This window comes from Pseudomonas sp. B111, assembly GCF_026428275.1.
Taxonomy (GTDB): Bacteria; Pseudomonadota; Gammaproteobacteria; order Pseudomonadales; family Pseudomonadaceae; genus Pseudomonas; species Pseudomonas aeruginosa.
The window spans coordinates 3746504-3760681 of record NZ_CP097857.1 but is presented as its reverse complement, the minus strand read 5'-3'; the positions used below and the strand labels follow the sequence as shown (position 1 = coordinate 3760681).

At 67.5% G+C, this 14178-nt stretch carries 17 protein-coding genes; 7 read left to right on the top strand and 10 right to left on the bottom strand.

Features of this window, described 5'->3' with window-relative positions; translation table 11 throughout:
* Positions 1-196: 196 nt before the first annotated feature.
* Positions 197-736 carry a peptide deformylase gene (gene def, locus M6E97_RS17415; RefSeq protein WP_033939247.1) on the top strand — a complete coding sequence of 180 codons (540 nt, stop codon included), beginning with the start codon at positions 197-199 and terminating at the stop codon, positions 734-736.
* 33 nt (positions 737-769) lie between these two features.
* On the opposite strand, the gene M6E97_RS17410 is transcribed toward def, so the two are convergent.
* Positions 770-901: a hypothetical protein gene (locus M6E97_RS17410; RefSeq protein ID WP_003086493.1), complete on the bottom strand. Its 132-nt coding sequence runs from the start codon at positions 899-901 to the stop codon at positions 770-772.
* A gap of 132 nt (positions 902-1033) precedes the next feature.
* Positions 1034-1354 carry a DUF2025 family protein gene (locus tag M6E97_RS17405; RefSeq protein WP_003082265.1) on the bottom strand — a complete coding sequence of 107 codons (321 nt, stop codon included), beginning with the start codon at positions 1352-1354 and terminating at the stop codon, positions 1034-1036.
* A gap of 230 nt (positions 1355-1584) precedes the next feature.
* On the opposite strand from M6E97_RS17405, the gene dgt reads away from it, so the two are divergent.
* Both dgt and M6E97_RS17395 read left to right on the top strand, forming a co-directional pair.
* Complete coding sequence (dgt, locus tag M6E97_RS17400; protein ID WP_033939249.1) at positions 1585-3081, top strand: dGTPase; 1497 nt, start codon at positions 1585-1587, stop codon at positions 3079-3081.
* Between the two features lie 13 nt (positions 3082-3094).
* On the top strand, positions 3095-3847 hold the full coding sequence (locus M6E97_RS17395) for an SIR2 family NAD-dependent protein deacylase (RefSeq protein WP_003082269.1): 753 nt from the start codon (positions 3095-3097) through the stop codon (positions 3845-3847).
* Positions 3848-3853: 6 nt separating this feature from the next.
* Here M6E97_RS17395 and M6E97_RS17390 read toward each other — a convergent pair whose 3' ends face one another.
* Positions 3854-4441, bottom strand: coding sequence for a DUF4234 domain-containing protein (locus M6E97_RS17390; protein WP_003082271.1), 588 nt, complete (start codon positions 4439-4441; stop codon positions 3854-3856).
* Positions 4442-4535: 94 nt separating this feature from the next.
* Positions 4536-5525 (bottom strand): aldo/keto reductase, encoded by a 990-nt coding sequence (locus tag M6E97_RS17385; RefSeq protein ID WP_003082273.1) that lies wholly within the window; start codon positions 5523-5525, stop codon positions 4536-4538.
* 134 nt (positions 5526-5659) lie between these two features.
* On the opposite strand from M6E97_RS17385, the gene M6E97_RS17380 reads away from it, so the two are divergent.
* Complete coding sequence (locus tag M6E97_RS17380; protein ID WP_003086503.1) at positions 5660-6571, top strand: LysR family transcriptional regulator; 912 nt, start codon at positions 5660-5662, stop codon at positions 6569-6571.
* 34 nt (positions 6572-6605) lie between these two features.
* Positions 6606-7013 carry a FosA family fosfomycin resistance glutathione transferase gene (locus M6E97_RS17375; RefSeq protein WP_003082280.1) on the top strand — a complete coding sequence of 136 codons (408 nt, stop codon included), beginning with the start codon at positions 6606-6608 and terminating at the stop codon, positions 7011-7013.
* Here M6E97_RS17375 and M6E97_RS17370 read toward each other — a convergent pair.
* A complete protein-coding gene (locus M6E97_RS17370; protein WP_023112251.1) occupies positions 7010-7987 on the bottom strand; it encodes a rhamnosyltransferase in 978 nt (325 codons plus the stop codon). The genes M6E97_RS17375 and M6E97_RS17370 overlap by 4 nt on opposite strands.
* The gene (locus M6E97_RS17365; RefSeq protein ID WP_024947637.1) at positions 7975-9243 is read right to left on the bottom strand and encodes an MFS transporter; all 1269 of its coding nucleotides are present in this window, start codon (positions 9241-9243) and stop codon (positions 7975-7977) included. The genes M6E97_RS17370 and M6E97_RS17365 overlap by 13 nt, the downstream gene beginning before the upstream one ends.
* Before the next feature lie 312 nt (positions 9244-9555).
* Between M6E97_RS17365 and M6E97_RS17360 the strand changes: the two genes are divergently transcribed.
* On the top strand, positions 9556-10245 hold the full coding sequence (locus tag M6E97_RS17360) for a hypothetical protein (RefSeq protein ID WP_079381517.1): 690 nt from the start codon (positions 9556-9558) through the stop codon (positions 10243-10245).
* Between the two features lie 9 nt (positions 10246-10254).
* Here the strand turns inward: M6E97_RS17360 and M6E97_RS17355 are convergent, their stop codons facing one another.
* The 3 genes from M6E97_RS17355 to hchA all read right to left on the bottom strand — a co-directional run bounded on the left by M6E97_RS17355 (position 10255) and on the right by hchA (position 12216).
* Positions 10255-10605, bottom strand: a complete 351-nt coding sequence (locus tag M6E97_RS17355) for a DUF7079 family protein (RefSeq protein WP_003109100.1) — start codon at positions 10603-10605, stop codon at positions 10255-10257.
* Positions 10606-10671: 66 nt separating this feature from the next.
* Positions 10672-11085: a thiol-disulfide oxidoreductase DCC family protein gene (locus M6E97_RS17350; RefSeq protein ID WP_003109099.1), complete on the bottom strand. Its 414-nt coding sequence runs from the start codon at positions 11083-11085 to the stop codon at positions 10672-10674.
* Positions 11086-11340: 255 nt separating this feature from the next.
* Complete coding sequence (gene hchA / locus M6E97_RS17345; RefSeq protein WP_003109098.1) at positions 11341-12216, bottom strand: glyoxalase III HchA; 876 nt, start codon at positions 12214-12216, stop codon at positions 11341-11343.
* A gap of 171 nt (positions 12217-12387) precedes the next feature.
* On the opposite strand from hchA, the gene M6E97_RS17340 reads away from it, so the two are divergent.
* On the top strand, positions 12388-13119 hold the full coding sequence (locus M6E97_RS17340; protein WP_003140557.1) for a PA1136 family autoinducer-binding transcriptional regulator: 732 nt from the start codon (positions 12388-12390) through the stop codon (positions 13117-13119).
* A 6-nt stretch (positions 13120-13125) separates the two neighbouring features.
* Here the strand turns inward: M6E97_RS17340 and M6E97_RS17335 are convergent, their stop codons facing one another.
* Positions 13126-14112, bottom strand: a complete 987-nt coding sequence (locus M6E97_RS17335) for an NAD(P)H-quinone oxidoreductase (protein WP_033862728.1) — start codon at positions 14110-14112, stop codon at positions 13126-13128.
* Between the last annotated feature and the right edge of the window lie 66 nt (positions 14113-14178).

The following is a 14178-nucleotide window of genomic DNA, read 5'->3' as shown; positions in this document are numbered from 1 at the left end:
AGGAAAACGTAGCGGGGTGGTACGACTGGCCAGTGTAGTCGGTGTGCGGCGAATATTACCGGATGTGCCGGGAAAGAAAGCCGTTCGGTGTCAAACCAATGACGCAATTGCCGGAGATGGAAGCTCTTTGCGTCTTGTCCTGTCTGGTTTTCTGGCTGAGCATGTAGGACGTTACTGACCTTAATCAGGGGGCGGCATGATCCGGGAAATCCTCAAGATGGGTGACGAGCGCCTGTTGCGCATTGCGCAGCCGGTGCCGTCCGAACTGCTCGGCAGCGAGGAGCTGCAACGGCTGATCGACGACATGTTCGAAACCATGCATCACGTCGGCGGGGTAGGGCTGGCCGCGCCGCAGATCGGCGTCGACCTGCAACTGGTGATCTTCGGTTTCGAGCGCAGCGAGCGCTATCCGGACGCCCCGGCCGTGCCGGCGACCATCCTGCTGAACCCGCGGATCACCCCGCTGGACGACGAGATGGAAGAGGGCTGGGAGGGCTGCCTGTCGGTGCCGGGGTTGCGCGGCGCGGTATCGCGCCATCGGCGCATCCGCTACCAGGGCCTGGACCCGCAGGGACAGCCGATCGACCGCAGCGTCGAAGGGTTCCATGCGCGGGTGGTGCAGCACGAGTGCGACCACCTGATCGGCCGCCTGTATCCCTCGCGAATCACCGACTTCAGCAAGTTCGGCTTCACCGAGGTGCTGTTCCCCGACCTGGACCCCGCCGCGGACGATTGAGCGGTTGCGCCTGCGGCTCCGCTCCGGCCTGGCTCAGCTCCGCGATGGGGTGCCGAGCGGCGCCGCCGGAGCGTGTTTTTTCGCTCGTTTCGCCAGGCGTTTCTCCTGGGCGGTTTTCAGCGGTTTCCTACGAGTTTCCTTCTTCGCGTTCAGTCCCTTGCTCATGGCGTTCACCTCCCCACGCAGCACCTGCGTGGCGCGCCGGATGGCCGATGGCGTCCGCGACGCCGGACGGCGGCGGACGCTTCCAGCATAATGCGTGGCGCAGCGCCCGGCGCGGGCGGCGATCGACGGCGCTCAGCGCAACTGGCGTTGTGCGGTGATTTCCGGCAGGTCCTGGCGGCGCAGATAGACCAGTAGCGGCTCGCCGATGTTCAGTCGTTCGTTGATGTTCTGTTCCAGCAGGATCTGCAACTGCTCGCGGCCCAGGCGCATGACGTCGTCGCGTACCGAACTCCAGACGAACTCGCTGGTGGGCGTGATGCTGTCGTCGGCTACGTCCATGCCGAAGGAGTCTTCGCTGAAACGCACGATGTAGCGGCCGGTCTTGCGGTTGAAACCGACGAACCCCTTGAGGGCATCGGCGGCCTGGCAGATGTCGGTGGATGTGATGCTCATGCGGAACCTCCCTGAACGTTCCTGTTTCTATGGGCGCACGCATGATTGGCGGCGCCCCCGTTCTGCGGCGGGGGTCGCTGGTGCCGAGCGGGGTATTCTGCCAGTTGCCGCCGCCCGGGGAAGAGGGCGGATCGCGAACGGTAGTGGGACGGATTGTCGCGACCTTGGTTAAACCGCCGCCACGCGCTAGGCTCGGGTTTCCCAGCCGACCGAGTGGAGAACAGCGCCAGATGCCAGGGGCCGTGGATTTCAAGGAGCGGATATCCCGCCAGCGTCCGCATGACAGGGAAACCTACGGACATGCCGGGAATACCGATCTGCAAGACATCGTCTACCAGTTGGAAAGCGACCGCGGGCGCATCGTCAATTCCGCCGCCGTGCGGCGCCTGCAGCAGAAGACCCAGGTCTTCCCGCTGGAGCGCAACGCGGCGGTGCGCAGCCGCCTGACCCATTCCCTGGAAGTGCAGCAGACCGGGCGTTTCATCGTCCGCACGTTGTTCCGCCAACTGGGCCCGCGTGCCGCGGAGGTCGGCCTGGACGGGCTGGAAGGCGCGCTGGAAAGCCTGGTGGAAATGGCCTGCCTGATGCACGACGTCGGCAATCCGCCGTTCGGTCATTTCGGCGAGTACGCCATCAACGACTGGTTCGAACGCAATCTCGACGCCCTGTTCGAGCGCCGCGTACCGCCGGGCCAGGGCGACGGCCTGTTGCAGCAGCGCATGCTCACCGACCTCAAGCATTTCGAAGGCAACGCCCAGGCCATCCGCCTGGTGGTGAAGCTGCTGCGCCTGAACCTCACCTACACGCAGACCGCCGGCCTGCTCAAGTACGTGCGTCCGGCCTACGAGCCGAAGCCGGACAAGGCAGCGGCGAACCACTACCTGAACAAGAAGCCGGGCTTCTATCTTTCCGAGGAAGCCTTCGTCGACGAACTGCGCCAAGTCCTCGGCATGCGCCCGGGCACTCGCCACCCTGTGGCCTACATCATGGAAGCGGCCGACGATATCTCCTATTGCCTGGCCGATATCGAAGACTCGGTGGAAAAAGGCATCCTCGACATCCGTCAATTGGCGGATCTGCTGGTGAAGAAGTTTGCCGTCCACCATTCGCCGGACGCGCCGATTCCCGGCGACGCGGACAACATGAGCTTCCAGCGGATGGTCGACTACTCGCTGGAAAAGGCCGAGCGGGAGCCGATCAACAAGGTCAGCGAATTCTTCATCCGCCTGCGGGTGAAAATGATCCACCCGCTGGTCCAGCACGCCGCCCAGCAGTTCATCGACAACCTCGAAGCGGTTCATGCCGGCACCCTCGGCCGCGCGCTGATGGAGGACGGCAGCCTGCCGCACGCCATCGTCCAGACGTTCAAGGATGTGGCCATGGAATGGGTGTTCTGCCATCCGGAGGTGGAAACCCTGGAATTGCAGGGCTACCGCATCATCCAGGGCCTGCTGGATTTCTACGCGCCGCTGCTGCGCCTGCCGGCCGAGGAGTTCCAGGCCCTCGCCGAAGGTCGCCAGGCCGCCGCGCCGCATCCGCAACTGCTGGTTCGGCGCCTGCCGAGCCAGCAGATCAAGGCTTACCTGGAGGCCATGAAAAGTGTGGCGGAGGACCCGTTGCAGCGGCAGTGGGAGTTCTACCACCGCTGCCGCATGCTCCAGGATTTCGTCAGCGGCATGACCGACCAGCATGCCCAGGACGAATACCGCGCGTTGTCCGCGCTGTAAGCGGAGGAGCGAGATGCGCGCTGTCGTCGAACTGCTCGCCGGCGCCCGCCGCCTGGTGATCTTCACGGGCGCCGGGGTGTCGGCGGAAAGCGGGATTCCCACCTTCCGCGATGCCCTTGGCGGTCTCTGGGCGCGCTACGATCCGGCGGCCCTGGCTACGCCCGCGGCCTTCGCCGACGATCCCGCGCTGGTCTGGGGCTGGTACGAGTGGCGCCGCCTGAAGGTGCTGGGTGTCCAGCCGAATCCCGCGCACCGGGCGATTGCCGCATTGAGCGGACGGATCGCCGACACCCGGTTGGTCACCCAGAACGTCGACGACCTGCATGAACGCGCCGGCAGCCGCGACGTCCTTCACCTGCATGGCAGCCTGCACGCGCCGCGTTGCGCGACCTGCGCGGCAGCCTACCGGGACGCCTTGCCCGATTCGGTCGAGCCGGAAGAGGGACGACGGATCGAGCCGCCGCGTTGTCCGGCCTGCGGCGGACAGGTCCGGCCGGGCGTGGTCTGGTTCGGCGAGGCGCTGCCCGAGGCGGCGCTGCGCGAGGCTTTCGCCGCGGCCTGCGAGTGCGACCTGTTGCTCAGCGTCGGCACTTCCGGCGTGGTGCAGCCGGCGGCGCGGATACCCGGACTGGCGCTGGAACACGGTGCCAGCGTCGTGCATGTGAACCCGCAAACGGTGCGCACCCGCCATCCGCGCGAGCACTGTCTCGTCGGTCCGGCCGGCGAGATGCTGCCCGAACTGTTGCGCCGGGCGTTTCCCGGCTGAGGCGGCTCAGCCCTGGGACGAGCCGAAGAGGATCACCGCGGAACCGATCAGGATCAGCAGCCAGTAGAGCGCGCCGAGCACGATGAACAGCAGGTTGTAGCCCGAATAGCCGGCGTTGCCCGTGCCCTGCGGGTCGCCGCTGGCGAGGTTGGCCTGGCGCTGGATGTTGCGCATCGGGATCAGCGGCGTGAGCAGCAGCAGGAGCGAGGGCAGCGAGTAGGGCTCCAGCGCGGGGACCACATCGGTGAGGTGGCTGATCAGGTTCGCCGCGACCGTCAGCAGCACCGCCCAGGTCGCATCCTTGCTCGGGCTCCATAGTGCCTGGCGCTCTTCCGGCAGGGCCTGGTGGATCCGCCGGGCGAGGGCGTGGAAAAAGAAGATGCCGAAGATCGCCCGCCATACCGGGCTGATCCGCCGCTCCATCTGCGGTTGCTGGGCCTTCCAGTGCTTGTACATCCAGTACACGCCGTACAGCCCCAGGGTGACGAGGAAGAGCACGCTCATCTTGCCCAGGGAAGTGACGAAGAAATGCGCCCGCTTCGCGCCGCGGGTTTCCACCAGGGGCGCTTCCGGGGTCTTGTAGACGTTTTCCATAACTGATCCGGCAGTCCTTGAGAAAAACCGCCATTTTGCCTTCCGCCGCTCCGTCAGGCCAGCGGCCAGGGGCGTTGCCGCCCCGGCCGTCCGATCAGGCGTTGCGGCTGGGCGGCGCCATGAACTCGGGACCGACCGGATCCTGGATGGTCTCGGCGAGGATCCGCTCGATGCGGGCCATGGCCTCGTCGTCCAGGCGCCAGCCGAAGGCGTCGGCGATGCCGTTCAACTGCTCCGGCTTGCGCGCCCCCCACAGCGCCACCGTAGGGCCGCGATCGAGAATCCAGCGGATGGCCAGGGCCAGCACCGACTTGCCATAGCGCTCGCGAGCCAGTTCCTCCAGTTGCGCGACCGCTGCCAGGTACTGGGCGAAGCGGGGCTGCTGGAACTTCGGGTCGGACTTGCGCAGGTCGTCGCCATCGAAGCGGGTCTCGGCGTTCATCCGTCCGGAAAGCAGGCCGCGGCACAGCGCACCGTAGGCCAGCACGACGATGCCGTTACGCTCGGCGTAGGGCAACACGTCGGCGTCGATGGCGCGCTCGAACAGGTTGTAGGGCGGCTGCACGCTGGCCAGCGGAGCGAACTGGCGGAACCCGTCCATCTGTTCCGGTGAATAGTTGCTCACGCCGATGGCGAGGATCTTGCCGTCGCGGCGCAGGCGCTCCAGTTCGCCGGCGGTTTCCTCGTGCGCCACCAGCGGGTCCGGCCAGTGGATCTGGTACAGGTCGATGCGATCGGTCTTCAGCCGCCGCAGCGAGTCCTCGACCTCCCGGCGGATGCGTGCGGCGGAGGCGTTGCGGTGGATGCCCGCGTCGCTCCACTCCAGCGCCGCCTTGGTGGCGATCACCGCCTTGTCGCGCAGGCCCTGCAAGGCCTTGCCGACGACCTCCTCGGAATGGCCGAAGCCATAGACCGGCGCGGTGTCGATCAGGTTGATCCCGGATTCCACCGCACGCCGGATGGTTTCCACCGACGTCGCGTCGTCAGCGCCGCCCCACATCCAGCCGCCGATGGCCCAGGTGCCGAGGCCGATGCGCGAGACCGGCGTGTCGATACCCTCGATGCGAATGCTTTCAACGCTCATGGAAATACTCCTGCAGATCGGGAAAACGCTTGCCGGCAATGCGCTCGGCGGCACGGAGCGATTACTCTAGATCACCCGAGATTGAATGTGGCTCAATGCTGCATTGACCTCCGAGAACTGCCAGGAGCCCTGGAATGCCGGCTTTCACCCGTTCCGAACTCGCCGACCTGAACGTCTTCATGACCATCGTCCGGCGCCGCAGCTTCCGCCACTCGGCCCAGGAACTGGGTGTCAGTACCTCGGCGCTGAGCCACAGCATGCGCAACCTCGAGGCGCGGCTCGGGGTGAAGCTGCTCAACCGTACCAGCCGTTCGGTGGTGCCGACCGATGCCGGCAGCGCGCTGGCGGCCAAGCTGGAGGATGGTTTCCAGGTGATCGGCGAGGCGCTCGGCGAGCTCGATGCCTATCGCACCTCGCCGGTGGGCCGGCTGCGCCTGAACGTGCCGCGCGATGCCTCGCGGCTGCTGCTGGGGCCGGTCCTCAGGCGCTTCACCGAGGCGTATCCGGACCTGCAACTGGAACTTTCGGTGGAGGACCGCATGGTCGACATCGTCGCCGACGGCTACGACGCCGGCATCCGTTACGGCGGCACGGTGCCCCAGGACATGGTCGCGGTGCCATTGACCGGGGAGCTGCGCTGGGTGGTGGCCGCGTCGCCCGATTACCTGGCGCGCCACGGCGTGCCCCAGCGGCCGGACGACCTGTTGCGGCACGCCTGCATCCGCATGCGCCTGGGCGACAACTCGTTCTACAAATGGGAACTGGGCGACGGCGAGCGGATGGTCGAGGTCGACGTGCCCGGCCCCTTCAGCGTCAACGAAAGCAATACGGCGGTTGCCGCGGCCCTGGACGGTGTCGGCCTGGCCTACTGCCTGGAGGTGGGAATCGCCGAGGAGCTGCGTAGCGGCCGGCTGCAACTGGTATTGCCGGACTGGACCTCGATGGGCGCGCCGTTCTGCCTCTACTATCCGAGCCGACGCCAGCCGCAACCCGGCTTGCGCCAACTGATGGAAATGATCCGCGGCGACTGGCTGGGACGTGCCTGAGTCGACCTCCCGCCACACCTTGCAAGGAGCCCCCATGCTCACCGGTCTCAATCACCTGACCCTGGCGGTCGCCGATCTGCCGGCCAGCATCGCCTTCTACCGCGATCTTCTCGGCTTTCGCCTGGAAGCGCGCTGGGACCAGGGCGCCTATCTCGAACTGGGTTCGCTGTGGCTGTGCCTGTCCCGGGAGCCGCAGTACGGCGGGCCGGCTGCGGACTACACGCACTACGCCTTCGGCATCGCCGCCGCGGATTTCGCCCGCTTCGCCGCGCAGCTGCGCGCGCATGGCGTGCGCGAATGGAAGCAGAACCGCAGCGAGGGCGATTCGTTCTACTTCCTCGACCCGGACGGCCATCGCCTGGAGGCCCACGTCGGCGACCTGCGCAGCCGGCTCGCGGCGTGCCGGCAAGCGCCCTATGCGGGAATGCGTTTCGCCGACTAGGCCTTGGCCTTGCCGGAAGCTACGGACGCCACGGCCGGACCGGCGAGGCGCTTCAGCAGGCGCGGGCGGTTGCGCTCCAGTGCGCCGCCGCGCCCCCGCAGGCCGTCCCACAGGCCCCAGCCCAGGCAGCGCAGCTTGAGCAGCTTGTCGCGTTCGAGCAGGAGCACCGCGAGGCCCTGGGTCAGGGTCGGCAGGTTCGCCAGCAGGGCCAGCGGCGAGGACCGGGCGTAGCGGCGCAGGACCAGCAGGCCGTTGCGCGCCAGGTAGTAGCGGCGCAGCGGGGCGTGGTTCATCGCGCTGAGGCTGAGACCGCCGAGGCGGCGGGTCTTGCGCGTGCCGATGCGGTGCTCGAGGACCAGCCGCGGGTCGACGTACAGGGGCACGTCCAGCGCCTGGGCGCGCAGGCTGTACTCGGTGTCCACGTGGTCGATGAACAGTTCCTCGTCGAAGTGGCCGAGGCGCTGGTAGGCCTCGCGGGTCAGCAGGCAGCCGGAGGAGATCAGGAACGAGGTGCGCTGTGGGGTCGTCAGGCCGTCCAGGGACAGTTGCCTGAGCGCCAGCCCGTCGAGGTGGATGGCCGGCAGGAAGCGCCGGTCGCCCCGGTCGAAGATCCGTGGACCGAGCAGGCAGGCCTGGCCGTTGCATGCCTGCAGGTTGCGCCATTGGGCGGCGAGGAAGGCGCCGCCGGGACGGGAGTCCTGGTCGAGCAGCAGCACACCCTGCAGGCCGCGCCGGAACAGCGTGTCGAGCCCCTGGTTGAAGGCGCCGGCGATGCCCTGCCGGTTGCCGTGGTAGAGCACGGCGATGCCTTGCCCGCGCAGCCGGGCGTTGCGCTGCGGATCGCTGTGCGGCGAGTTGTCGACGGCGAGGAAGCGCAGTTGCGGAAAGGCCGCCGACAGTTCGCCAAGGTGTTCCAGGTCGTCGTCGCCAGGATTGAACAGCACCACCAGCACGCCCATGTCTATCCGGTCCATGATCGGTCTTCTCCCGTAGGTCGAAGTTGCCAGGCCAGGACCAGCCCGGCCAGAACGAGAAGGGCGCCGGCGAGGAATGGCGCGCCGGCCAGGGGCACTGGCGCGAGCGGACCGCTGCCCCAGTGGAACAGGCCGCTCATCAGCGGCGGACCGACGATCGCGGCGAGGCTCATCAGGCTGCTCAGCACGCCCTGCAACTCGCCCTGGCGATCGACCGGCACGCGGGCCGAGAGCAGCCCCTGCATGGCCGGGGTGGCGAGGCTGCCGAGCGCGAAGGGCAGCAGCGCGCAGACCAGCCAGAATGACGAGTCGACCAGGGCGAACAGCAGCAGGCCGCAGCCTTGCAGGGCGAGGCCCAGGCGCAGCAGGCGGGCGTCGTCCAGGCGCCGCTTGCAGAGGTTCACGCCGAGGGTCTGGGCGAGCACCGCGAGCACGCCGTAGAGGGCCAGCGAGTAGCCGATCCAGGCGCTGCTCCAGTGAAACTTCTCGATCACGAAGAAGGGCCAGACCACCATCACCGCCTGCAAGCCGAGGAATACCAGGGCAAGCACCGCCAGCAGGCGTCCGACCCCCGGTTGTCGAGCCAGGCCGCTGATCGAGCGCAAGGCGTTCATCCGCCTCGGATCCAGGCGGCGGCGTCGCGTCGGGGGCAGGGTTTCCTCGAGGAACAGGCCGGCGAGCAGGGCGTTGAGCAGGCACAGGCCGGCGGCCAGCAACAGCGGCAGCGTCGTGCCGTGCATCGCCAGCAGCCCACCGAGAGCGGGGCCGAGGATCATGCCCAGGGCGAGGCCGGCGTACAGCCAGCCGAAGTGCCGGGTGCGCTGCCCGTGCGTGCCGAGGTCCGCCGCGCAGGCCATCGCGGTGGCCACGCTGGCGCCGGTGAGCCCGGCCAGCGCGCGACCGAGGAACAGCATCCAGAGGCTGTCGGCCAACGCCAGAAGCAGATAGCTGAGGGCGAAGCCGAGCATCGCCAGGACCAGGACGGGGCGGCGTCCGAAGCGGTCGCTGAGGCTGCCGAGGACCGGCGAAAAGAACAATTGCAGCAGCGCGAAGGTCATCACCAGGGCGGCGCCCCAGGTGGCCGCGTCGCGGATCGCCAGCGGCGCCACGCTGCCGATCAGCGTCGGCAGCAGGGGCACGATCAGGCCGACGCCAGCGGCATCCAGCAGGCAGGTGAGGAACAGCAGAGGCAGGACGCGTTTCGCGCCGGGACCGTGTTCCCGCGTGGCGGAGGGGCAGAGGCTGGTCGTGGACACGCCAGGATCCTCCCGGCGAACACAGGAAATCCCGATCCTGGGACGCCAGCGACGGCAAGGGAAACTACCGGAATTCACAGGTTCGACGAACGGTCGCGGCAACGCCGGCGGGCGGCGTGATGTCATAATGATGCGACCCGTGCGCCAGTCGGGTATCCTTGCCGGCCTCTCAACGTTGTTTCCTAACGATATTTTCCTCCTGTCGCGAGCAAAGGGATTTCAATGACGCCCAGAAAAGGAAAGCTACCTGCCGTGCTCGCCTGCATGGCATCGCTGGCGGGCTGCAACATCAACCCGGCGAACCAGGGCTCGGTGTCGTCCTGGTTCTCCATGCGCGCCGGCGATCCGCCCAGCTTCGTCACCGGCGTGGTCGGCTTCGAGAACACCGGCAGCAACGACCCGTCCACCCGCCTGATCCTGCGTTTCCGCGATCCCGCCTCCAAGACCCATGCGGCCCACGTCACCACCTCGTCGTACTCCGAGCTGTTCAGCCTCGCACTGACGCCGCGCTACTACGAGCTTTACGAGTTCGAGGTGAGGTACCTGTCCTATACCGTCACCCGCGAGACCGGTGCGTACGAGGAGCGCTGCGAGGCCAACGGCGAGGCGCTGGAGAAGACGGTCCAGAAAAGGAAGCGCAGCGTCACCCACACGGCGGTGAACGTGGAGTCCAACTGTCGTTCTACGCCGCTGACCAAGACCGACTACTACTACGAGACCTATACCTCCAAGCCGTTCTCCGCGCCGTTCCGTGCCGAGAGCTTCGCCACCAACTACATCGGCGACTTCCGCGTGCAGTGCAGCTACAAGGAGAAGAAGGGCAAGACCCTCGTCGATAGCTGCCGTCTCAACTACGGCGCCGTCAGCCGCGATCGGGTGGACGCCTGGGTGGCGCAGATGAACGAGGCAGACAAGGACAAGCGCGAGCCGCTGCCGCCGGTACGCCAGCAGGCGGTCGACACGAAGAAGGCCGGCAAGCTCATCCATTCGGTATTTCACTGAGGCGCTCGCTCAAAGAGCGCCGGCGATCGCGCGCCAGGTGTCGGCGTATCGCCATCGCAGCCAGGCGACCAGGCAGCGCTCGTGCCAGCGTCGCAGGGCGCTACCCCTTTGCCGCGCCAGGCGTCGCTCGATGGCCTCTTCCAGCCAGGCCTCGTCGAAGGCGGTCCAGACCGCCGGAGCGGGGCTGAGCAGGTTGCCGTGGCAGACCGGCGCCACCTCCTCGAAGAACAACCGTTCCAGCAACGCCGGGTCGACGCCCTTTATCCGCCGGGCGATATCCTCGGGCTCCAGGAGAGTGTCGACGAAGGCGTCGGATAGCGCGTGGCGCAGTCGTCGGCGTTGGCTCGGGTCAAGGGCCATGGCAGGTATGGGTCCGCAGGCTGGTGCGCAGGCAGCATAACCCGCCACGGCCAGTGCGGAGAGGCGTCAGGCCCGACGGGGACGCCAGGAGCGACGACGGAGGGGCTGGCGCTGGCGGCCGAACCAGCGCCAGCGGTTGCGCCGTAGCGCCTCGTGGCACTCGTCGCGCAGCCAGGCTGGCAGCAGGCGCAGCCAGCGCAGGTGACGCCAGGGGCCCGGCAACAGGCGCAGCACCTCGAGCAGGGCATCGTTGTCGTCGCAGGCGTAGGCGCCGTCGACGAACAGCCAGGTGTCGAAATGATCGGGTGCCAGCCCGAACCAATCGAGAATCGCCAGGCCTTCGGCGGACTGCGCGGCAAGCAGCTTCAGCCGGTGGTCGGCGCGGCGTGCCAGGAAACCGCTCCAGAGCGTGCAGAAGCGGCAGTGCTGGTCGTACAACACGACCTTGTCGCCGGGCTGGAGGTACGGCGGCAGTGACATGAGGGGCCCCCTTGGGTTCGGCTTTGTGCGCAAGCCCGGAACCGTAACGGCGGGAAGGGAGGACGACTAGTCGGTGTGCTGTCAGAGTTTTCTTTCTGTGCGGTCATCGATTCGTCTTTCGCCGGACGGCGTCGGGCAACGCGCCATTCCTCTTCCTGAAGGACGATGCTGCGCCAGGCCGGTTTAAGTTCGATGACGCCGGGACGAACGGGAGATGTCCCCGTCCGTGGGGCACGGACGGGGCGCGGCGGGGAATCAGCGGGCGAACGCTTCGAGAAGGGTCTTGGCGGCCAGCTTGCCAAGGTTGTTGGAGGCCAGCGGGCTGTCGCCGGTGAGCAGCTTGCGGTCGCGGTGGACCTGGCCGGTGATGCCCTTGTTGAGGATCTTCACCCCGAGCTTCTGCAGGTTCTCGCCCACCAGCCAGGGCAGGGGACCGGGCATGTAGCCGATCTCTAGGTTGGCGCCGGTGTCCAGGGCGTCGGGGAACACGCAGATCTCGTAGTCCTTGAACGGGTAGTCCTCCGGCTTCTCCTCGACCGCCGGTGCCAGCAGGCAGGCCGGACCGTGGCAAAGGGTAATGATGTAGCGGTCCTTGGCGAGGAAGGCATTGAGCAGCCGTTTCACCTCCCGGCTGTGCGGAATGCCCGCCAGCACGCCGTGGCCGCCGGGAACGAACACCGCGGCGTACGGCGAGTCGTCGGCGACGGCCTGCTCCAGGAGGTCGGCGAGCTTCTGCGGCGCTTTCAGCTTGGGCAGGTACTTCGCGTAGATGCTCTTCACCGCCTCGTCCTCGCCGGGCATCGCCCACATCTCCAGCTTCACCGGGTTGCCGGAGAGCGTGGCGACATCGAACTCGAAGCCGGCCTTGTCCAGGTGGTACATCGGCAGGAGCATTTCCACCGGGTGGTTGCCGGTGGAGAACATGCTGCCGTTCTGCATCAGGATGTAGCGTTCGTCGGTACCGATCATCAGCACCTTCTTGCCGCCCTTGTACGGGGTCGGGTAGTCGGCGCCGTCGAAGTCGGTCTTCGCCGAGGTGTACTGGCTCAGGGAATAGGGCGAGGGAAAGAACGCGTTGTGCTCGGCGTGGTCGGGCGTCGGGGTTCTGCTGGTGTCGCGCTCGTTGCTCATGGCTCGTTCCTTTCTGCGTGATGGAGGTCGCACCAAGACCATAGGCGGGGTCGCCGGCCGGCGAAATAGGGGAAATCCCCTAACCCACGATCGGTCGCCTGAGGGTTTTCCCCTATGGGCTTTTGCCGGCAAGCCGGGGATCATGCGGGAAAAGCCAGGAACGTCCGCTCCATGACCGACTACGCCAGCCTTCTCTTCGACAGCGTCGCCCGGCTGCGCAAGGCCGCTACCACCGAGGCGGTCTGCCGCGAGATGGTGGAGTTCGCCGCACGCCTGGGCTTCGACCGGGTGATCGTCTGCAGCCTGTTCCCCCGCCCCGGCGAGGACGAACTGATCGACGAGCTGTTCTTCGTCCATGGCGACTGGGCCGAGGGGCGCAGCGCCCAGGAGCGCGACGCCTATCTTCTGCACTGTCCGGTCACCCGGCACATCCTCGAACTGGACGAGCCGTTCTTCTGGTCGAAGAACCCCTCGGAGGATCCGGCGCGCATGACCTACCGCATCGTCCGTGGGGTCCGCGACCTCGGCCAGGTCAATGGCATGCAGGTGCCGGTGTTCGGCCGCAACGGCCTGGAGGGCGCGGTGTCTTTTGCCGGCGAGCGGCTGGACCTGAATGCCGGTTGCAAGCTCGCCGCCCAGGCCTTCTGCCCGATCCTGTTCTTCGCCCTGAAGCGCCTGCGCGGCCCTGTGTCGGCGGGCGATGCGCAAGCGCTCAGCGAGCGCGAGCGGGAAGTCCTGCAATGGATCGCCCTGGGCAAGCAGCAGGCGGAGGTGGCGGCGATCCTGATGATTTCCGAGCGCACCGTGGAGAATCACCTGCGTGCCGCCCGCCGCCGTCTCGGCGCGGCGTCCACCGCCCAGGCGGTGGCGCGGGCGCTGCGCCTGGGCGATATCGAGGTCTGAGCGGCTTCAGGGAGCGGACGTGAGGACGATCTTGCCGATGTGCTGGCCGGAGTCCATCAGTTCGTGGGCCTGGCGCGCCTGCTCTAGGGGGAAGGTGCGGAACACTTGCGGCCGGACAGCGCCGGCGCGCACGTGCGGCCAGACCTGGCGCTCCAGTTCGGCGATGATCGCGCCTTTCTCGTCGTGGCTTCGCGAGCGCAGGGTCGAGCCAAGATGGACCAGGCGCTTGCTCAGCATCGGGAACAGGTCGACTTCGGCGGCCTTGCCCTTGATCACGCCGATCTGCACGATCCGTCCGTTCATCGCCGCCGCCTGATAGTTCCGCGTCACATAGTCGCCGGCAACGATATCGACGATCACATCGACCCCGCGACCTTCGGTGCCGCGCAGCACTTCCTCGACGAAGTCCTGCTCGGTGTAGTCGATCGCCACGTCGGCGCCGAGGCGCAGGCTGGCCTCGCGCTGGGCCTCGCTGGAGATCGTGGTGAAGATCTTCGCCGCGCCGAAGGCCTTGCCCAGCATGGTCGCGGTGGTGCCGATGCCGGAGGCGCCACCGTGGACCAGCAGCGTCTCGCCGGCCTTGAAGCCACCGCGCTGGAACAGGTTGACCCAGACGGTCATGAAGGTTTCCGGCAGCGCCGCCGCTTCCTCCATGCCCAGGCCGTCGGGCAGGTGCAGGGTGGTGCGCTCGTCGGCCACCGCGAACTGCGCGTAGCCGCCGCCGGGAATCAACGCCATCACCGCCTCGCCGACGGCGAAGCGGCTGACCTCGCTGCCGACCGCCCGCACCGTGCCGGCGATCTCCAGGCCGGGAATGTCCGAGGCGCCGGGCGGCGGGTCGTACACGCCCTTGCGCTGAAGCACGTCGGGACCGTTGACGCCGGCGGCGCGGACTTCGACCAGGACCTCGCGCGGGCCGGGCGTCGGCAGCGGCCGGCTGGTCGCCACCAGTACCTCGGGGCCGCCGGGCCGGGCGATCTCGATGGCGGTCATTCGTTCGGGAAATCGGTTCGTGCTGCTCATCGCATGCTCCTGGGAAAGTGGTTCGGACCTGGTTCG